This is a genomic window from Isorropodon fossajaponicum endosymbiont JTNG4 (assembly GCF_016592615.1).
In the GTDB taxonomy this organism is placed as follows: Bacteria; Pseudomonadota; Gammaproteobacteria; order PS1; family Pseudothioglobaceae; genus Ruthia.
Genome location: NZ_AP013043.1, coordinates 1,239,827 through 1,259,180, shown reverse-complemented (window position 1 = coordinate 1,259,180; position 19,354 = coordinate 1,239,827). Strand labels below are relative to the sequence as shown.

Genomic DNA, 19,354 nt, shown 5'->3' with positions numbered 1-19,354 from the left:
ATGGAAAATTCGCTACTTAGTTTACTAATTTGGTTGCCGATTTTCTCTGGCGTATTGGTGATTTTTATTGGCAACAATCGCGCCAATACAGCCCGTTGGGTGAGTGTCATCATTTCAATACTTGTTTTTATGATGTCACTAAGCCTTTATACAGGTTTTGATTCATCAACACATTTGATGCAGTTTGTTGAAAAAACCTCTTGGATATCACAATTTAACATTCATTATCACATCGGGGTAGATGGCATTTCTATGCCACTCATTATCCTTACAACCTTTTCAACAATTTTAGTCATTGTTGCAGGTTGGGAAGTGATTACCAAAAGATGCGCTCATTATATGGCAGCTTTTTTGATGATGGAGGGTTTGATTATTGGCGTGTTTTCCTCATTAGACGCCATTTTATTTTATGCATTTTGGGAGGCATCATTAATTCCTATGCTGTTGATTATTGGTATTTTGGGCGGGGACAATCGTGTGTATGCGTCCATTAAATTCTTTCTGTATACCTTTTTAGGCTCGGTATTTATGCTGGTGTCGCTCATTTATATGTATAACAAAGGTGGCTCGTTTTCAATCCTTGATATGCACAATTTGGAATTAAGTTTAGCGGAGCAAAGCTATATTTTCTGGGCATTTTTCATGGCATTTGCGGTTAAAGTACCGATGTTTCCCGTGCACACTTGGCTACCAGATGCACACGTACAAGCACCAACAGGCGGTTCTGTTATTCTAGCGGCAATCATGTTAAAAATGGGGGGCTATGGTTTTTTCCGCTTCTCACTACCCATCACCCCTGATGCCTCATTAGAGTTTTCAGAAATCATTATTGTGTTATCACTCATTGCCATTGTTTATATTGGTTTTGTGGCGCTTGTTCAACGCGATATGAAAAAACTCATTGCCTATTCCTCAATTTCACACATGGGTTTTGTAACATTAGGTGTATTCACCTTATTTTTAGCCTACAAGCCAGATGCAATAGAAGGTGCGTTATTGGGTCTTGAAGGTGCCATGGTACAAATGATTTCACATGGTTTTATTTCAGCCGCTATGTTCTTAGTGGTGGGTGTGTTGTATGATCGTTTGCATTCAAGAGAAATATCAACTTATGGTGGTGTTATTAACTCTATGCCTAAATTCACAGGCTTTGCTGTGTTATTTGCAATGGCCAATGCAGGCCTACCAGGCACCTCAGGTTTTGTGGGAGAGTTTATGGTCATCCTAGGCGCTATTCAAGCAAATATTTGGTACGGCGTATTAGCAGCAAGCACACTCATTGTAGGCGCGGCGTATACATTATGGATGGTGAAACGAGTGTTTTGGGGTGCTGTTACCAATCCTGCTGTAGCGACCCTAAAAGACATTAATGCTCGTGAATTTTCAATCCTTGCTATTTTGGCAGTAGCAGTATTGGTCATGGGCTTGTATCCACAACCAGTGATTGAGCTGATGCACACCTCAATTGAGCATTTATTACATCAAGCTTTAACGTCTAAACTTTAACTTATGAACAATCTTATCGAATTTGACACCTCATCTTTATGGATTGCACTACCAGAGATTTTTTTACTCAGTGCAATTGTAATAATTTTATTGCTAGATTTATTCCTAGACAAATGCTTTAAGCAAGTTACCTATTATTTAACCCAACTCAGCTTATTAATCACAGGACTACTGGCATTTGATTTAATTAACCACCCTCAGACAATCATTTTTGGTGACTCGTTCGTGTTGGACAACATGGCATCTGTGTTTAAAGTATTTATGATGGCTGCTACCATGGTTGCCATGGTTTACTCGCGTCATTATTTAAGGATGCACTCACTTTTTAGAGGCGAGTATTTTGTTTTGGTCTTATTATCAGTATTAGGCATGATGGTGATGGTATCAGGCTATAGTTTATTAACCCTATATCTAGGCTTAGAAATTTTATCTTTGTCATTGTACGCACTAATTGCCATTGCACGTGAAAGGGCGGATGCTATTGAGGCAGCACTAAAATACTTCCTCTTAGGCGCAATTGCATCAGGTTTATTGTTATACGGCATGAGTATGATTTATGGCATTAGTGGCAGTCTTAATATTAGCGACATTGCTAGTTTTGCATCCAACGCCAATCTTGTCCCAAGAGAAATACTAATTATTAATTTTGGCCTGGTATTTTTGGTGGTTGGCATCGCCTTTAAATTAGGCGCTGTGCCTTTTCATATGTGGGTGCCTGATGTCTATCAAGGCGCACCAACCTCAGTCACACTCTTTATCTCAACCGTACCTAAAATTGCAGCAGTTGCTATGTTGGTACGCATTTTGGTTGATGGCTTGGGTAGCATGCACGCCTACTGGTCAGATTTATTCATGGTGCTGTCTATTTTGTCCATTGCACTGGGCTCTGTTGTGGCACTCATGCAAACCAACATCAAACGCATGTTGGCCTATTCAACCATTTCACACGTTGGTTTTATCATGTTAGGCTTTGTCACTGGAACACTAACGGGTTATGGCGCAGCCACATTCTATATGTTGGTTTATGTGTTGATGAGTTTAGCGGCGTTTGGCATGATTATCCTACTTAACAAGCAAGGCTTTGAAGTTGATCAAATTTCTGACTTTAAGGGGCTTAGTAAACATTCCCCATGGTTTGCACTGATGATGCTAATTATCATGCTGTCTATGGCAGGTGTGCCACCATTGGTTGGTTTTTATTCCAAATTTTTCATCCTTCAGCAAGTAATATCAGCAGGATTTATAACGGTTGCAGTCTTTGCTGTTATCTTTGCTGTTATTAGTGCTTATTATTATTTACAAATTATTAAATCCATGTATTTTGATGAAACTGACAAAGATATAACCATTCACGCATCAATAGACATGCAGTTAGTTTTGTCAATCAATGCCACCTTGATACTGGCAGTTGGTTTGTTCCCAGATTTTTGGATGAAATTAGCACTGTCACTATTCTAAGCCAGTTCTTACCTTAAGATTTTAAGCACTGAAAACCTCAATACTTGACCAAGAATGCCTGTTTAAATTTATACTCAATAAAGCATAAATACAAAAAAGTTAAAAATAAACTTGCACAAATAACTTTTGTCTATATAACAGCGAACTTTGAAAAAAAAAATTTAGAAAATTTTCCCAAAACGATTGCCCCGATGGTGAATACGGGGCAAGAGTTAGACACCACCTATAAAGAGTTTGATGTTGCAATAAAACAAGTGTTTGTCGAGCAAGCCAATGAAATATTAAAAACAAGAGCAGCAAAGTAACGGATGCTGCCGTTAGCATTGTTAGTGGGCTATCAAGAACTTACGTGACTCAACTTATTAACAACAAAACCAAAACCAGTCGTGAGTGGATTAGTATTCCCGCAAGAATCCTTGCCACTTGGGTGGCACAAGATTTAGAGCCAGTCATTCCTTATTCTTCTGAAGATGACACGCCTGATTTTGTCACATTGGCCAAAGGCGTTACTTTAGACAAATCTCCCAAAGTCATTTTAGATGAATTGGTGCGCTTAAAGCAAGTCAGCGTAATTGATAATAAGGTGACATTCATCCCTGTTGGTATTAATGAAAATTAAACAATTGATAAAGAAACTTTATTACTTGATTTTACTGATAATCTTCAAGCACATGCATTGGCAGGTATGTGCAATGCTCTAACCTACTTGGACACATTTCAAGCCGCTTTTTTCAATTCAGCCATCTTTTGAGCAGGTGTTAAATACCCAATCGCTGAATGAATCCTTTTGTAATTATACAAGTAGATATAACCCTCTACATTTTGCACGACTTCACTATGATTTGCAAAACTTTGATAATTTAATCTCTCAGTCTTCAGACTTCTAAAGAAACGCTCCATGACCGCATTATCCCAACAATTACCTCGCCTGCTCATGCTTTGAGTAATGTTGTTCTTGTTGCAATAATCAATAAAAACTTTAGAAGAGTATTGAGTCCCTTGATCAGAGTGGAACATGTGTTTATTTGTATTGGGCTGGTGTCTAGACACCAGCATTACTAAGCGCATCCTTTGCCAACTGAGCATTAGGCTGTTTTGACAATGCCCAACCAACAACTTGTCTTGAGCCTAAATCCAACACACTGGCTAAATAACTCCCACCTTGATAGGTTTTGATATAGGTAATATCACCAACCCAATGCGTATTAATTGATTGCTGCTCAAACACACGATTTAATAGGTTTTTTGCCTTTTTAAACATCAATCTAGTATTAGGGTAATAATGACGCTTTCTTGGGCGTATGGCAACTACATTGGCTTTTTTCATTAGCGTTGCAGTTTGGTAAATACCAATGTTATAACCTTGGTTATTCAAAACTACTCGCATTCTGCGTTTGCCATAGGTGTATCCAACTTCAATAGCAGTTTGTTTGATTAATTTAATCATAGCGTTGGTGTTGTTGTTTACTCGCTTATCTTTGACTTGATAGTAATAACTACTGCGAGGAAGTTTGAGTAATGCTCATAATTCTTTAGTATTGTATTGTTGGCAAGCCTTGTTTATCTTGATAATCATATCACTTGGTGATTGTCCACAGCGAACAAGGCTGTTGCCTTTTTTAAGATTTCATTGTCCCTTTGTGCGCGCCAAAGTTGTTTCTCAAGCAGTTGTATTGTTTGTTGTTCAGAAGTCAGCGCTTTGCCTGACTCTGGTGTTTGTCCACCAAGCTCTGCTAGGTATTGTTTTCTCCATCTGCTAACTGCTGAGGAGCAAGCTCCTGATATTATCATGATTTTTTTTATTGGTGTAATTCTCATGCACCATGAGTTTGGCATAATCTAGTGTTCCCCCCTCAAGGGGGTATTGAACAGAATGTTCAACGGTAAAAGTCACTCGTTGTTTTCTTGATTTATATTGTGTCATTACTGACCTCCTTATGGTTTGTATTATAAGGCTATCTTTGTGTCCAAGTAGGTTAGAGCATTGCACTGCAATATTCAACCTAACAAAGTTTGAATAAGGCTAGGCATGTGGTTAGTAGCCACTATAGTTAAGGAATATAATGGAAATGTGAAATTATTGTATCCAGAAAATAAAGGATTTGGCATTAGGATTTCGTTTATTCGAAAATATATAAGAAAGTAGAAATGGAAAAATATAAAATATTATTTGTAGACGGAGTTGAACATGATATTAACAGATTTAAAAGATATGTAAATAAAAATGATACCGATAAAAATTTTGAACTAATCACAATAATGTCAGAAAATAGTTTAAAAAATTTTATGCTGGAAATTAAAAAAGAAAATTTTGATGCAATAATAACAGACCATAAATTACATGAAGAAAATGCCAATATTAGTTTTGACGGCCTGGATTTAGTTAAAGCTATTTTAAGTGAAAGAATAAATTTTCCATGCTTTGTTTTAACTTCTTTTGACGATGAGGCTGTGGCTGACAGAGAGGATGTAAATATAGTTTACATTAAAGGATTAATGGATGAAAGTGCAGAGAGTATGGCACACTCTACATTTTTAGACAAAATTAAAAACTAGATACTGTATGCAAGATGGCACTAAAATTGAAAAAAATATATGTAGAGACATCATCAATTCAAACAAATTGAATAAAAATAATAGCATAACAAGCTTAAAAGAAAAAATTATTTTTCCGTATGCCTACAACAAGAACAATCAAATAAAAATTATAACTGAAAGTGTCTTTTCTGAGAAACTTCCCAAAGCTTATACGTATTTATTGGTACATAAAAACACTTTCTATGAGGGACAAAGGCAATGGCAGATACGCGATTTGGTATGCTTTTGGCAGAACACAATCATTAGAAAAAATAAAAAGCAAACTGCTTTTTCCTAGAATTGTTAAAAAAGACTTTGTTGCCGAAATCAGTAATGATGAAGAACTATATTTTTATAACGGCATGTCTGCTTACGTAAAAAAAGACGGTGATTTACAAGTATTGCAAAAATTATTACGCTCAGAATTAGCTTGGACATATATCGAGAATAAATGCAAATATTATGCCTCTAGATAATTTTGGAATTTATAATTTTAATAGGGAGGATATTAAATTGCTAATCTGCACAAAAAACCAAAATAAACTTGATGCTTTTCTCGCAGAAAAATACAAATCCATATCTAATGACCAGACAATTATTACTCAAACCATAACGAATACCGCTTGATAAACCCAATAAACGCATCTGTAATACCCCAAAAAACCACCATTCTAAAGTAGAAAATTCTATAATAAAAAATAAGGAGTTTTCACATGAAAAAATCAAGATATACAGAGTCATAAATAGTCAACATACTCAAACAAAACCAATCAGGCATATCTGTGGCTGATCTATGCCGTGAATACGCAATGTCTCAAGCCACATTTTACAAATGGAGATCTAAATACGGTGATACAGATTTTGTCTCTATGGTTAAACGCTTAAAAGAGCTAGAATCAGAAAATGCTCAATTCAAGCGTATGTATGCTGAGAGTGAGTTGAAACTGCAAATTACAAAGGATGCCTTAGCAAAAAAGTTCTAAAGCCATCCCAGTGGCGTGAGGATGGCTTTAAACATCAATGAACAAAATAAGAACACAAGTATCAAACTTATTTACGAAGTTTGTAGCATTAGTAAAAGCACTTATTATTATCAACCAAAACTCAGTGATGACAATGCTTTAATTGCCGATTGTCTACTGCGCTTAACCGCAACGCACAAGCGTTGGGGTTTTAAACTGTGCTATTTATATCTACGTAATGTTAAAGACTACAAATTTAACCATAAACGAGTGTATCGCATTTACCAAGAACTGGAGCTCAATCTAAGAATCAAGCCAAGAAGAAGAATCAAAAGAGATAAACCCGAAGCACTGAGTGTGCCAACAACTATTAACCAAACTTGGTCAATGGATTTTATGTCAGACTCACTCACTGATGGCAGGCACATTAGAACTTTTAATGTTGTCGATGATTACAATCGGGAAGGCTTGAATATTGATGTGGACTTGTCCATGCCAGCAAGACGAGTTATTCAATCATTAGAACGTTTGATTCAGTGGCGTGGCAAGCCCAAGGCTATCAGATGTGATAATGGTCCTGAATACATTAGCCAAGCATTAAGAGACTGGGTACAAGCCTTAGGTATTGAGTTAATGTACATCCAACCAGGTAAGCCAACTCAAAATGCCTACATTGAGAGATTTAACCGTACAGTAAGACAAGAGTGTTTAGATCTGCATTTGTTTGATTCTGTTGAGCAAGCACAAGATGCAACCACACAGTGGTTATGGGTTTATAATAACGAACGACCGCACTTTGCCCTAGGTGGCGTGATAAGATGACTAGCCTCTACTTTAGAGTTGTATGGAAAATTGGGGTATTACAAGTATAAATGTTTTTTAATAGTAATTATTTAATGAACGTTAAGGGCTAGTTATGTTGGATTATCCAATATTATGTTTTTATCTAAAAAGCATTAAATGATAATATTTAACATTATGCGTTTTTAAAATAAAATGGTGTAATAACAATTTTTTACCAACTTATATATGTGATTTATTTAGGAATGATTAGGTGGTGAGTGTGATTAGTCCCAACTCGTTTATTCAAGGGTATTATTTATGAATATAGTGCCAGTTATCTTATCTGGTGGCTCTGGTACGAGGTTATGGCCGTTATCCCGTAAGCAACATCCTAAACAGTATCTGCCTTTAGTAAGTGATAAAAGCATGTTGCAAGAAACAATTTTGCGCCTAAATGGGTTAGATAATTTTATAGACCCTATGATTGTTTGCAATTTTGCGCATCGTTTCTTAGTTGCACAACAATGTCGAGAAATTGGTATTAAGAGTCCAACAATTTTACTTGAGCCGGTTGGTAGAAATACTGCCCCCGCTATTGCGGCTGCAGCGTTGCAATCAATTAAACAATCAGACGATGTAATATTGCTTGTACTATCAGCTGATCATATTATTCAAGACATTGAAGCCTTTCATAAGGCGGTTTATGTTGCTATTCAACAAGCTCAAGCAGGAAAATTGGTCACTTTTGGTATTGTGCCAACGCAAGCCGATACTAATTATGGTTATATTAAGTCATCTGAAACCAATATTGATGGTGCATACCAAGTTGAAAAATTTGTTGAAAAACCTAATTTGAAAACTGCACAATCGTATTTGGAGCAAGATAACTATTTTTGGAATAGTGGTATGTTTGTATTTCAAGCCAACACACTGATTGATGAGTTAACTATTTATTCACCCGATATCATTAAATCAGTTAATAAAGCAGTTGATAATGCAATACTAGATTTTGATTTTATTCGCTTAGACAAACAAGCATTTACTGATTCACCAAGTGATTCAATTGATTATGTATTGATGGAGAAAAGTAATCATGTTGTTGTTGTGCCATTAGATGCACGATGGAATGATATTGGTTCATGGTCAGCACTTTATAATGTTGGTATAAAAGATGACAACAACAATGTTATTTCAGGAGACGTTATTACTAAAGATACGATTAATACTTATATTAACGCAAATCACCACATGGTGGCTACGATTGGCGTAGAGAATTTAATTATCGTTGATACGCCTGATGCTACTTTTGTTGCTAGTCACGACAAAGCACAAGAGGTAAAATTTATTATTGAGAAGTTGCAAAATTCCAACAGACATGAAGGTGGAATACACCGAAAAGTTTTCAGACCATGGGGTTGGTTTGATTCTATTGATTCGGGTGAATATTTTCAAGTAAAAAGACTTCATGTCAACCCAGGTGCAAAATTATCATTACAAATGCATTACAAACGTGCAGAGCATTGGGTGGTTGTAAGTGGTACAGCAACTGTTATAAATGACAAGAAAACCTTTACTTTAAATAAGGGAGAATCTGCTTATATTCCTATTGGCACAACACATGCTTTAGAAAATAGAACCAACAAATCGTTAGAGGTTATTGAAGTGCAAAGTGGTGTTTATTTGGGTGAGGATGATATTGTTAGATTTGAAGATATGTACGGCCGCAGTAAAGAATGAATAATTAGAGTGTATAAATATATTAACGTGTTGAGAATTTTTTTATGGAGTCGAGATGGTGAATAAAAAGAAAGCATTAATCACAGGTATAACTGGTCAAGATGGTGCTTATTTAGCAGAGTTTTTGTTAGAGAAGGGTTATGAGGTTCACGGTATTAAGCGCCGCTCTTCATCGTTTAATACCGATCGTATTGATCATCTTTATCAAGACCCGCATGTTTCTCATAGAAATTTTATCCTCCATTATGGCGATTTGTCTGATTCAATGAGCTTGGTACGCATTATCCAACAAATCCAGCCTGATGAAATCTATAATCTTGGTGCACAATCACATGTTGCAGTGTCATTTGAAACACCAGAATATACTGCAGATACTGTTGGTCTTGGCGCACTTCGCATATTAGAAGCAATTCGTATTTCAGGTTTGGAAAAGAAAACTCGTTATTATCAAGCCTCTACTTCGGAGTTATATGGCGAGGTGCAAGAGACACCACAAAAAGAAACCACACCTTTTTACCCACGCTCTCCTTATGCAGCTGCCAAGCTTTATGCTTATTGGATTACAGTTAATTATCGTGAAGCCTATGGCATGTATGCTTGCAACGGAATTTTGTTTAATCATGAGTCACCGGTGCGTGGAGAGACATTTGTTACTCGTAAAATAACTCGTGCATTGGCTCGTATTTCACTAGGCTTGCAAGATACGGTTTATCTTGGCAATATGGATGCCAAGCGCGATTGGGGACATGCTAAAGATTATGTGGAGATGCAATGGCTCATGCTACAGCAGAATGAGCCAGATGATTTTTGTATTGCTACTGGTATTCAATACTCCGTGCGTGATTTTGTTAATTTTTCTTGGGATCATTTGGGTAAAACCATTCGCTGGGAAGGTAAAGGCATGGACGAAAAAGGTTATGATATGGAAACTGGCAATTTAATTGTTGCGGTTGATGCGCGTTATTTCCGACCAACTGAGGTAGAAACATTACTGGGTGACCCAACCAAAGCTAAAGAAAAATTAGGCTGGATACCAAAAATTACCTTGGAGGAAATGGTGCATGAGATGATGGAAAACGACATTAATCTTGCTAAGCGCGATACCTTGGTTAAAAAACACGGCTTTAGAGCGCCTAATTTCAACGAATAATTAACCCAAGATGCAACTTAACGATAAAATTTATATTGCTGGTCATCAAGGTTTAGTTGGTTCAGCAATCATTAGAGAATTAAAAAACCAAAATTTTGTAAATCTAATTTACAAAACTCACAGCGAGTTGGATTTAACCAACCAACAACAAGTGGCTGATTTTTTCACTAAGGAAAAACCACAATATGTCTTTTTAGCTGCCGCTAAAGTTGGCGGGATTTATGCTAACAATGAATTTCCTGCTGATTTTATTTATATCAATTTAATGATAGAGGCCAACATTATTCACAGCGCCTATCAAAACAAAACAAAACGATTATTATTTTTAGGTAGTTCTTGTATTTATCCCAAACTAGCACCACAACCCATGCAAGAAGCATGCTTGCTAACATCAACACTAGAACCTACGAACGAGCCTTATGCGATTGCTAAAATAGCAGGCATCAAACTTTGTGAATCCTACAATCGGCAACATAATACTGATTTTCGCTCAGTTATGCCCACTAATTTATATGGCATAGGCGACAACTTCCATCCTAAAAATTCCCACGTTATTCCTGCTTTAATACGTCGTTTTCACGAAGCAAAAATCAACAACGCTAATGAAGTAGTAGTTTGGGGTACAGGTAAAGCAATGCGAGAGTTTTTATATGTTGATGATATGGCAAAAGCGTGTATTTTTGTTATTTCTTGCAATAAAGATATTTACAAAAATAACACCAATCCAATGCTATCGCATATTAATATTGGTACTGGTGAAGATGTCACCATCAAGCAATTAGCAAAATTAATCAAAAAAGTAACAAAATTTGAAGGAAAAATTATTTGGAATGATGAAATGCCAGATGGTACGTTAAGAAAACGCTTAGACATTAGTAAAGTTAGTCAATTAGGCTGGCAAGCAACAACCAGTTTGGAAGATGGCTTAAATAAAACCTATCAATGCTCTATGGATAGTGCTAAATAAAATTAAAGACCTAAAAGACCACAGTGGCTTTATGAAGTATTTTAAAAATACATCATGGCTGTTAGGAGAAAAAATCCTGCGTATGGTTATAGGGCTGTTTGTTGGTATTTGGGTTGTCCGGTATCTAGGTCCAGAGCAGTTCGGGTTGTTCAGTTATGCTCAAAGTTTTGTGGGCTTATTTGCAGCTATTGCCACACTTGGGCTTGATAGGATAGTGGTGCGTGAGTTGGTTAAGGATGAAAGTCGTGCAAATGAACTTATCGGAACAGCATTTTGGCTAAAAGTTATCGGTGCAATTGCGACATTGTTAATTTTGTCCATCGCTATTAATTTCACCTCAAATGACAGCTTTACTAATGCTTTAGTATTTATCATTGCTTCAGCCACCATCTTTCAAAGTTTTAATGTAGTTGATATGTATTTTCAAGCTAAAGTACTGAGTAAGTTTGTGGTTTATGCCAATATCATTAGCCTGTTTATTAGCTCAGTTATAAAAGTTGTATTAATTCTTAATAATGCATCATTGATTGCTTTTGCTTGGGTTATATTATTTGATAGTTTTATTTTGGCCTGTGGTTTTGTATATTTCTTTTTAACCAATTCAAAAATTAATATTCAAAAATTAACTTTTAAAAAATCAATAGTATTTACCCTGTTGAAAGACAGCTGGTCGTTGATGTTTGCCTACATGTCGTATCTCATTTATACAAAAATTGATCGAGTGATGATAGGAGATATGTTGGATGAATATTCTGTTGGAATATATTCTGTCGCTGCTATGATGTACGAAATGTCATTTATCATACCCAGTATAATAGCAGACTCTATTAGTCCTTTTTTGATAAAAGAGTATAATAAAAATACCAAAAGTTTCTATAATTTAACACTTGTATTATCAAGTTACAGCACATTATTGGCGTACATAATGGTTGTATTTTTATACTTTTTCTCTGAAGAGGTTATTTTTATATTGTTTGGTGAAGAATATAAGGAAAGTGCCGACCTTCTTTGGGTTTTGTCAATTGGTCTAATTGCCATGTTTAATTCATTTATTTGTTCTAGTTATCTTGTAATTTTGAATCAGCAAAAATTGCTATTATATTTGAATATGATGTATATTTTTATAAATATAATTCTAAATTATTTTTTAATAAGTATTTTTGGAGTTATGGGTGCTGTTTATGCTACTGTTATAACTAAAATTATTTCTTTATTCGGCATGTTTTTTTTTCAGAAAACAAAAAAATACTTTTTCATTCAAATGCAGGCAATATTTCTTATGGGCTTATGGGCTAAAAATGCAAAAAATAAAAATATTTAAAAAATTATTGAACTTATGTATCCATCAATTTATTTTCCAAAAAAAAATATAATCTTGATTTGACAAAAATATTTGATGAATTAAGGTCTTATAAATACGTTGTTGTTAAAGTTGAAGTTCCGTATATGCCTAAATATTTCCCTATAATTTATCCGATAGGAAAAGATTTGGATATTTTTTTCTACTAGGGGGAGGGGAGGATTTTCATAAAGTTAATAAGGTTTTGTTGGATTTTTCTAAGAAGTATAACAATGTATTTTCAATTAAAACTATTGAAGAGGTAAAAAAATTTAGAATAAGAATGGAGGAATACAATCAACTATATTATCAATTGGATAATAGCGTAAATGACGAAGAATTACCTACTTTTTTTTATAGAAAAAGCCATTTGCAATAGGAGGTTTAAGAATGGATTTTGTTATTTACCGAAAAAATATGAAGTCGTGTTCAGATTGGCTGAGATTAAAAAGAATCCTTATAAAAAACATCATTATGAGTATATTTATAAATATAAAAATGAGGTTGATGAAAAAGAAATTCCTACTAAAAAACTGAAAGAAACTCTTATCAAAATATTAAAATAACATGAAATTAATTATTAAAGTAATAAATAAATTAAAGTCATATAAGAAAAAATTACAATTATTGCAATGGACCTATAAGGCAAATAATGACTTAATTATTGCACAGGAAGCTAATAAGTTAATAGTCCGTCAGTTTAAAGAAGGCAAGTTCAATAGGTTTGATGTGATAGTTAGGTATTTAGCAATAGAAAACCACTTCAATCAAAATGATTGTGGTTTTTCCTTGTATCGTAAAATGCAAATTGAGAGAGGTTTTATTGATGGAACAGAATAAAAATTTATAAAATTAATAGAAAGTATTGATAAAAATAATTTTGACATTCAAAGCAGAGTTTCGATTGACAAAAATCAGCAGTTGATAGACGGAGCTCATAGATTGGCTTGCGCCTTATACTTTAAACAAGAATTAATACCAATTAAAATAAATAGATTTATATATTGTAATACCCCGTATATGCCCTTTATTAATATAAAATATTCTATTAGTTATGGCATTATAAATAGAATAATTCGCTAGACTTAAACTGGCGTTTTGCCTGATTAACAAGCCAGTAATTTTATACAAAAGAATAGTTTAAAAAAAAGAACAACTAGATAAAAAAAATGAATAAAGTTAATATTATATGCATGAAATGGGGCGATAAATTTCCTGTTGAATATGTTAATCGACTCTTTGGCATGGTTTCTCGCCATCTTTCTATACCATTTCGATTCGTATGTTTCACTGAAAATAGTGTAGGTATACGGGATGAGGTAGAAATACAAGATTTACCAGAGTTAGATTTGCCTCCTAGATTGCTAGAAAGAGGTTGGCGAAAATTAACTGTATTCAAACAAGACTTTGGCGGCTTATCTGGACCTACTTTATTTCTAGATTTAGACATAGTGGTGGTTGGAAATTTAGATGGGTTTTTCACTCACTCTGGTAATTTTCTAATTGCCCATGATAAGAAAAATCCAAAAAAAATAGAGGGCAACTCATCAATATTTAGGTTTGAAATTGGGCAATATTCAGAAATTTTAAGCTATTTTAAGCAAAATTCTGAATTAGTGCAAAACGAAGTGCGCCATGAACAAGCGTACTTATCACGTGAAATGTACAAACAAGACAAATTGAGATATTGGCCAGATGAGTGGGTACCAAGCTTTAAGTATCGTTGTTGTCCCTCTTGGATAAAGTCTTGGTTTCAAGCGCCTTTTATACCCAAAGGTGCAAAAGTTATTTTATTCCACGGTTTGCCCAATCCACCCGAGGCAATTATTGGACGTAGTGGAAAATGGTATCGACACATCCAGCCATCGCCTTGGATTGAAAAATATTGGAAAATTTAATGAACATCAAAGAAATTCCTATTTATATCATTAATTTAGACAGGGGTCCTAACAGGTTGTCTTATATGGATAGGTAATTATCTAAATTAAAAATGCCATTTGAAAGAATGGTAGCAATTGATGGTCATCAAATTCAACCCCGAATATTACAATCTTACCAACAGCAATCAAAGCGTTCATGGGTTCATTATGCAACTTTATCTGCAGGAGAAATCGGGCTGCGCTCTTAGCTGGCGTAATGCTTGGCGGACAGTATCAAGCCATAACTCCAAAGGCATGTGTTGTATTAGAGAATGATGTTAAAATACATAACAACTTTAAGAAGGTAATTGAAATTTTATTTAAACATTAAGATGAAAATATTGTGATTGGTTTGTCTAGCAAAAAAAAAGAAAAAAATATTAATGGCATTGTGCCTATTCGTTATCAAACACCGCCACTTAAAAACCAAGGTGCTATTTATGGCAAGTTAGCTGTTCAAGTTTTTTTTAACAAAATGCAAAATTTTAAAGCGCCTGTTGACACGCTACAACAAATGCTTTGGTTTCATAATGTACAAACTTGGAGTTTTGATAAAGGCTGCCTCTCTCACCAAGATTTTAAAGTAGGCGGTTCAACAATTTCAACTAAGAAAAAGAAATTATCAGCAAAAATAAAAAATGAACTAAGTCGCCCTCCTCTATGGAGAATGTGGATTGTTACTAGAAATTTTTTGTCTAATTAACTAAAAAATAATGGGACGCAAAGATAAAAGTAAATTTGAAAAGTGGTTTTCATTTAGTCGCCACCAGAGACGTGCTGGTGCAAAAAAATTGTCTAGCCAGATTGATATAGATTTTAAAAAACAAAAACAACAACTCATTACTAGAGGCCTTTGCATAAATCAAACTAAGACTACACCAGCAGTTATGAATACAATGAGCAAAGTAGAATAAAAACCATCATCCACCCTTGATGGGGCTTTAAGGAAGAAAGAACATACGCCATTAGTGATGTGGTTAAACAGCTCTCAGTACCTAAATCCAGTGTTTGGGATTATGATTACCTTGCCCTAGAGGATACGATGGCAAAAACTGCAGTAAGAATCTTAGAGTTGCAACATCAAGCACAGCAATTTGAGCAAAAAAGCCAAGAGTACACCATGCTGTCTAATAAGTATCAACATTACGCAGACACTTACCAATCCAGAAGATTTGGCACTGGCAAATTTTTACTTAACTCAGTACCAAAAAAAATAACCTTTCAAAGGTAAAATCTTATAAACAAAAAGTAACTTTATTTTGACCCTGTAAACCAGATTGTGTAAACCCTCATATTTTATAATCCCCAAAAAGGAGAAAGAACATGAGTAGCACAATACTGCAATAGTCTAATTTTATTGGACACAAAGATAGCCTTATAATACAAACCATAAGGAGGTCAGTAATGACACAATATAAATCAAGAAAACAACGAGTGACTTTTACCGTTGAACATTCTGTTCAATACCCCCTTGAGGGGGGAACACTAGATTATGCCAAACTCATGGTGCATGAGAATTACACCAATAAAAAAAATCATGATAATATCAGGAGCTTGCTCCTCAGCAGTTAGCAGATGGAGAAAACAATACCTAGCAGAGCTTGGTGGACAAACACCAGAGTCAGGCAAAGCGCTGACTTCTGAACAACAAACAATACAACTGCTTGAGAAACAACTTTGGCGCGCACAAAGGGACAATGAAATCTTAAAAAAGGCAACAGCCTTGTTCGCTGTGGACAATCACCAAGTGATATGATTATCAAGATAAACAAGGCTTGCCAACAATACAATACTAAAGAATTATGAGCATTACTCAAACTTCCTCGCAGTAGTTATTACTATCAAGTCAAAGATAAGCGAGTAAACAACAACACCAACGCTATGATTAAATTAATCAAACAAACTGCTATTGAAGTTGGATACACCTATGGCAAACGCAGAATGCGAGTAGTTTTGAATAACCAAGGTTATAACATTGGTATTTACCAAACTGCAACGCTAATGAAAAAAGCCAATGTAGTTGCCATACGCCCAAGAAAGCGTCATTATTACCCTAATACTAGATTGATGTTTAAAAAGGCAAAAAACCTATTAAATCGTGTGTTTGAGCAGCAATCAATTAATACGCATTGGGTTGGTGATATTACCTATATCAAAACCTATCAAGGTGGGAGTTATTTAGCCAGTGTGTTGGATTTAGGCTCAAGACAAGTTGTTGGTTGGGCATTGTCAAAACAGCCTAATGCTCAGTTGGCAAAGGATGCGCTTAGTAATGCTGTGTCTAGACACCAGCCCAATACAAATAAACACATGTTCCACTCTGATCAAGGGACTCAATACTCTTCTAAAGTTTTTATTGATTATTGCAACAAGAACAACATTACTCAAAGCATGAGCAGGCGAGGTAATTGTTGGGATAATGCGGTCATGGAGCGTTTCTTTAGAAGTCTGAAGACTGAGAGATTAAATTATCAAAGTTTTGCAAATCATAGTGAAGTCGTGCAAAATGTAGAGGGTTATATCTACTTGTATAATTACAAAAGGATTCATTCAGCGATTGGGTATTTAACACCTGCTCAAAAGATGGCTGAATTGAAAAAAGCGGCTTGAAATGTGTCCAAGTAGGTTAAACTATTGCACTAAAGTAGTAGAACATATTGGTTTAGAAGGGTACTTTGACTCTCAGTCTAAAAAATATATGGAGCAAATAGAAGATTATTTAAAACTCGACCCAAAGAGAAGGGATACATCTACTAGTCAATTAATCACAACATTTTCTTTATCTGAAAATGGCAGAACATTGTCTAAAAGATTAAGAGTGCAAAGAATATATCTACGCGATGAATATAAAAAAACTAACACAAAGGAAGACCTTGTTAAAAATTTAGCTATTGCTAGTAAATTTTATAATATTTGGAATTTATCAAATAAGAATCCAGATGAAATTATTATAAATGAGTTGAAAAATGACAAAGTAGCGCTAACCTGCTTACAGGTTTTAGCAAAAAAACACATTATTTCTATTGCGCTTCTGTCTAGATTTTACAGTAAGTCATTGTTAGAAGATTCTGATGCCATTGACTTTAGAGATGTGATTAAAGCTGTTACTGCATTTTTTGTATTGTGGGGGTCGGCAAGAACAGGAACTGCTGGCATAGATAATTGTTATAGAGAATTAATGTCTAAAGGTATAAAAAATCCTAGAATTAATGTTGAACAGGAACAAAATAAAATACCACCCTTCTGTAGACAAAAAAATGTAGATGACATTAATTTAGAAGTATTAAAGAAAGCATTTAGATATTTTTTATTTGAAGGGGCTACGGACAAGGCTAAAATTTACTCTAAAGAAACATGGTTAAGTAAAATTAAAAATATCAATATTTACACTGAGAGCAAGGAAGTATGTAAATTAATGCCTATTTCGGCGTTTGATGGTGTTGTTCCAAGTGGCCAAGGTATTGGCTTGGTGGAAGAGGCTAGAAGTGGAGTGTCTGAAACTTTAAACAAAGGTTTTGATTATTCATTTTTTCAATCAATAGAACACATATCTCCACAAAGAAATAATTGGAGTGGTGTGACTGATGAAAGAAAGCACGCATTGGGAAACCTTACCTTATTGCCAATAAGTACGAATAGTTCGGTGGGCAATCAAGAATTAAAAGAAAAAATGTAGATGTTTAAAGCTTTATCCACAGAAACTTTAAAAGAGCAAAAGGAGTATTTAAGAGATAGCAAGGTTAAGTTTGGAGAAAATACAGAATCAATTCTTGCTCAATCTCAACATTTTCCATATTTAAAATCGTTGACTAATTTAGAAGATTGGGATAATGAAGCTATAGAAATAGGAACTAAAAATCTAGGGTCAGTTATTTGGGATAAATTAGCAGTGGAATGGCTGGGATTCGAAAAATGATCATAATTCCAGCAATAGATTTAAAAGATGGACAATGCGTGCGTTTAAGGCAAGGCTTGATGGAGGATACTACGGTGTTTTCTGATAATCCAGTAGATATGGCAGCGCAGTGGGTAGCGCGAGGGGCGCGTAGATTGCACTTGGTAGACCTCAATGGGGCATTTGAGGGTAAGCCTGTGAATGCAGCGAGTGTGATGCAGATTGTATCAGCATTCCCTGACCTGCCCGTGCAAATTGGTGGGGGTATTCGTAATATGGATATTGCTAATGCATATATTGAGGCGGGGGTTAGTTATTTGATTATTGGCACGATGGCAGTAACAAATCCTGAGTTTGTGTTTGAGCTGTGTCGTGAATTCCCTGGTAAAGTGATTGTGGGTTTGGATGCGAATGATGGCCTGGTGGCAACACAAGGTTGGGCACAACAAACGGATCTAAATATGGTGGATTTATCGAAAAAATTTGAACAAGATGGCGTGAGTTCTATTGTTTATACGGATATTGCGCGCGATGGCATGATGCAGGGGGTGAATGTTGAAGCCACAGTTAATCTTGCTAGGCAAACTTCAATCCCCATTATTGCTTCAGGTGGCATTACCAATATGGAAGACATCTCCGGATTATTAGTTGAGGCGCATCATGGTATTATGGGAGCGATTACTGGACGAGCGATTTATGAAGGCACGCTTGATTTTAAACAAGCACAACAACTTTGCGATGCAAATTGAGATTGCCTACGCTTTAAGAGATAAGCAGACCTTACTTGAGCTAGAAGTGAACGAGGGGGCGACCTTAAAGCAAGCGATTGAGGCATCGGGCATGTTGGATATTTATCCACAGATTGACCTTATCAAAGACAAAACCGGTATTTTTGGCAAAATTGCCAAGCTTGGCACAATACTTAGAGACAAAGATCGAGTTGAGATTTATCGTCCACTCATTGTTGACCCTAAAGCGGTACGCAAGGAACGAGCCGCGCAAGGTAAAAAAATGCGCAGTGGTAAAAAAACTTGAACTTTGTTAAAATAATGCTTTAATCC

Annotated in this window: 20 protein-coding genes and 3 pseudogenes; 22 read left to right on the top strand and 1 reads right to left on the bottom strand. The window is 35.3% G+C overall.

The window, feature by feature from the left end:
- The 3 genes from CVFO_RS07405 (at position 1) to CVFO_RS07395 (ending at position 3,583) form a co-directional block, all read left to right on the top strand.
- On the top strand, positions 1-1,506 hold the full coding sequence (locus CVFO_RS07405) for an NADH-quinone oxidoreductase subunit M (protein WP_201339392.1): 1,506 nt from the start codon (positions 1-3) through the stop codon (positions 1,504-1,506).
- Positions 1,507-1,509: 3 nt separating this feature from the next.
- Positions 1,510-2,964 carry an NADH-quinone oxidoreductase subunit NuoN gene (gene nuoN, locus CVFO_RS07400; protein WP_201339391.1) on the top strand — a complete coding sequence of 485 codons (1,455 nt, stop codon included), beginning with the start codon at positions 1,510-1,512 and terminating at the stop codon, positions 2,962-2,964.
- A gap of 349 nt (positions 2,965-3,313) precedes the next feature.
- Positions 3,314-3,583, top strand: a complete 270-nt coding sequence (locus CVFO_RS07395; RefSeq protein WP_201339390.1) for a hypothetical protein — start codon at positions 3,314-3,316, stop codon at positions 3,581-3,583.
- Positions 3,584-3,681: 98 nt separating this feature from the next.
- On the opposite strand, the pseudogene CVFO_RS07390 reads toward CVFO_RS07395, so the two are convergent.
- A pseudogene (locus CVFO_RS07390) lies at positions 3,682-4,789 on the bottom strand (IS3 family transposase).
- 323 nt (positions 4,790-5,112) lie between these two features.
- On the opposite strand from CVFO_RS07390, the gene CVFO_RS07385 reads away from it, so the two are divergent.
- From CVFO_RS07385 to CVFO_RS07300, 19 genes and pseudogenes are all read left to right on the top strand, one after another.
- Positions 5,113-5,520: a DNA-binding transcriptional response regulator gene (locus tag CVFO_RS07385; protein WP_201339389.1), complete on the top strand. Its 408-nt coding sequence runs from the start codon at positions 5,113-5,115 to the stop codon at positions 5,518-5,520.
- Positions 5,521-5,744: 224 nt separating this feature from the next.
- Positions 5,745-6,017, top strand: coding sequence for a hypothetical protein (locus CVFO_RS07380; RefSeq protein ID WP_201339388.1), 273 nt, complete (start codon positions 5,745-5,747; stop codon positions 6,015-6,017).
- A 267-nt stretch (positions 6,018-6,284) separates the two neighbouring features.
- Positions 6,285-7,325, top strand: a pseudogene (locus tag CVFO_RS07375) (IS3 family transposase).
- 279 nt (positions 7,326-7,604) lie between these two features.
- Positions 7,605-9,023, top strand: a complete 1,419-nt coding sequence (locus tag CVFO_RS07370) for a mannose-1-phosphate guanylyltransferase/mannose-6-phosphate isomerase (RefSeq protein ID WP_201339387.1) — start codon at positions 7,605-7,607, stop codon at positions 9,021-9,023.
- Between the two features lie 55 nt (positions 9,024-9,078).
- The gene (gene gmd, locus CVFO_RS07365) at positions 9,079-10,173 is read left to right on the top strand and encodes a GDP-mannose 4,6-dehydratase (protein WP_201339386.1); all 1,095 of its coding nucleotides are present in this window, start codon (positions 9,079-9,081) and stop codon (positions 10,171-10,173) included.
- A 10-nt stretch (positions 10,174-10,183) separates the two neighbouring features.
- A complete protein-coding gene (locus CVFO_RS07360; protein ID WP_201339385.1) occupies positions 10,184-11,140 on the top strand; it encodes a GDP-L-fucose synthase family protein in 957 nt (318 codons plus the stop codon).
- Entirely contained in the window at positions 11,130-12,461 is a 1,332-nt protein-coding gene (locus CVFO_RS07355) for a flippase (protein WP_201339384.1), read from the top strand. The genes CVFO_RS07360 and CVFO_RS07355 overlap by 11 nt, the downstream gene beginning before the upstream one ends.
- A 452-nt stretch (positions 12,462-12,913) precedes the next feature.
- Positions 12,914-13,045: a hypothetical protein gene (locus tag CVFO_RS09180; RefSeq protein ID WP_281064398.1), complete on the top strand. Its 132-nt coding sequence runs from the start codon at positions 12,914-12,916 to the stop codon at positions 13,043-13,045.
- Position 13,046: 1 nt separating this feature from the next.
- Positions 13,047-13,319, top strand: coding sequence for a hypothetical protein (locus CVFO_RS07350; protein WP_201339383.1), 273 nt, complete (start codon positions 13,047-13,049; stop codon positions 13,317-13,319).
- 329 nt (positions 13,320-13,648) lie between these two features.
- Complete coding sequence (locus tag CVFO_RS07345) at positions 13,649-14,377, top strand: glycosyltransferase (RefSeq protein ID WP_201339382.1); 729 nt, start codon at positions 13,649-13,651, stop codon at positions 14,375-14,377.
- Between the two features lie 92 nt (positions 14,378-14,469).
- Positions 14,470-14,607, top strand: a complete 138-nt coding sequence (locus CVFO_RS07340; protein ID WP_201339381.1) for a glycosyltransferase family 25 protein — start codon at positions 14,470-14,472, stop codon at positions 14,605-14,607.
- Positions 14,608-14,750: 143 nt separating this feature from the next.
- Positions 14,751-15,101, top strand: coding sequence for a glycosyltransferase family protein (locus CVFO_RS07335; RefSeq protein WP_225879249.1), 351 nt, complete (start codon positions 14,751-14,753; stop codon positions 15,099-15,101).
- 10 nt (positions 15,102-15,111) lie between these two features.
- Complete coding sequence (locus tag CVFO_RS07330; protein ID WP_201339379.1) at positions 15,112-15,312, top strand: hypothetical protein; 201 nt, start codon at positions 15,112-15,114, stop codon at positions 15,310-15,312.
- A 59-nt stretch (positions 15,313-15,371) separates the two neighbouring features.
- Positions 15,372-15,629 (top strand): hypothetical protein, encoded by a 258-nt coding sequence (locus CVFO_RS07325; RefSeq protein WP_201339378.1) that lies wholly within the window; start codon positions 15,372-15,374, stop codon positions 15,627-15,629.
- Positions 15,630-15,901: 272 nt separating this feature from the next.
- Positions 15,902-17,008: pseudogene (locus CVFO_RS07320) on the top strand (IS3 family transposase).
- A 1-nt stretch (position 17,009) separates the two neighbouring features.
- Complete coding sequence (locus CVFO_RS07315; protein WP_201339377.1) at positions 17,010-18,074, top strand: GmrSD restriction endonuclease domain-containing protein; 1,065 nt, start codon at positions 17,010-17,012, stop codon at positions 18,072-18,074.
- Complete coding sequence (locus CVFO_RS07310; protein WP_201339376.1) at positions 18,075-18,314, top strand: hypothetical protein; 240 nt, start codon at positions 18,075-18,077, stop codon at positions 18,312-18,314.
- On the top strand, positions 18,311-19,042 hold the full coding sequence (hisA, locus tag CVFO_RS07305; RefSeq protein ID WP_201339375.1) for a 1-(5-phosphoribosyl)-5-[(5-phosphoribosylamino)methylideneamino]imidazole-4-carboxamide isomerase: 732 nt from the start codon (positions 18,311-18,313) through the stop codon (positions 19,040-19,042). Before CVFO_RS07310 ends, hisA begins: the two co-directional genes overlap by 4 nt.
- Positions 19,032-19,328 carry an RnfH family protein gene (locus CVFO_RS07300; RefSeq protein ID WP_201339374.1) on the top strand — a complete coding sequence of 99 codons (297 nt, stop codon included), beginning with the start codon at positions 19,032-19,034 and terminating at the stop codon, positions 19,326-19,328. Before hisA ends, CVFO_RS07300 begins: the two co-directional genes overlap by 11 nt.
- Positions 19,329-19,354 lie beyond the last annotated feature (26 nt).

Excerpts from the sequence above, each read along its gene's own strand:
- hisA (WP_201339375.1), top strand. The coding sequence starts at position 18,311 with ATGATCATAATTCCAGCAATAGATTTAAAAGATGGACAATGCGTGCGT.
- CVFO_RS07345 (WP_201339382.1), top strand. The coding sequence starts at position 13,649 with ATGAATAAAGTTAATATTATATGCATGAAATGGGGCGATAAATTTCCT.
- CVFO_RS07340 (WP_201339381.1), top strand. The coding sequence starts at position 14,470 with ATGCCATTTGAAAGAATGGTAGCAATTGATGGTCATCAAATTCAACCC.
- CVFO_RS07370 (WP_201339387.1), top strand. The coding sequence starts at position 7,605 with ATGAATATAGTGCCAGTTATCTTATCTGGTGGCTCTGGTACGAGGTTA.
- CVFO_RS07350 (WP_201339383.1), top strand. The coding sequence starts at position 13,047 with ATGAAATTAATTATTAAAGTAATAAATAAATTAAAGTCATATAAGAAA.
- CVFO_RS07315 (WP_201339377.1), top strand. The coding sequence starts at position 17,010 with ATGTGTCCAAGTAGGTTAAACTATTGCACTAAAGTAGTAGAACATATT.
- CVFO_RS07380 (WP_201339388.1), top strand. The coding sequence starts at position 5,745 with ATGAGGGACAAAGGCAATGGCAGATACGCGATTTGGTATGCTTTTGGC.
- CVFO_RS07360 (WP_201339385.1), top strand. The coding sequence starts at position 10,184 with ATGCAACTTAACGATAAAATTTATATTGCTGGTCATCAAGGTTTAGTT.
- CVFO_RS07300 (WP_201339374.1), top strand. The coding sequence starts at position 19,032 with ATGCAAATTGAGATTGCCTACGCTTTAAGAGATAAGCAGACCTTACTT.
- CVFO_RS07310 (WP_201339376.1), top strand. The coding sequence starts at position 18,075 with ATGTTTAAAGCTTTATCCACAGAAACTTTAAAAGAGCAAAAGGAGTAT.
- nuoN (WP_201339391.1), top strand. The coding sequence starts at position 1,510 with ATGAACAATCTTATCGAATTTGACACCTCATCTTTATGGATTGCACTA.
- CVFO_RS07385 (WP_201339389.1), top strand. The coding sequence starts at position 5,113 with ATGGAAAAATATAAAATATTATTTGTAGACGGAGTTGAACATGATATT.
- CVFO_RS07330 (WP_201339379.1), top strand. The coding sequence starts at position 15,112 with ATGGGACGCAAAGATAAAAGTAAATTTGAAAAGTGGTTTTCATTTAGT.
- gmd (WP_201339386.1), top strand. The coding sequence starts at position 9,079 with ATGGTGAATAAAAAGAAAGCATTAATCACAGGTATAACTGGTCAAGAT.
- CVFO_RS07405 (WP_201339392.1), top strand. The coding sequence starts at position 1 with ATGGAAAATTCGCTACTTAGTTTACTAATTTGGTTGCCGATTTTCTCT.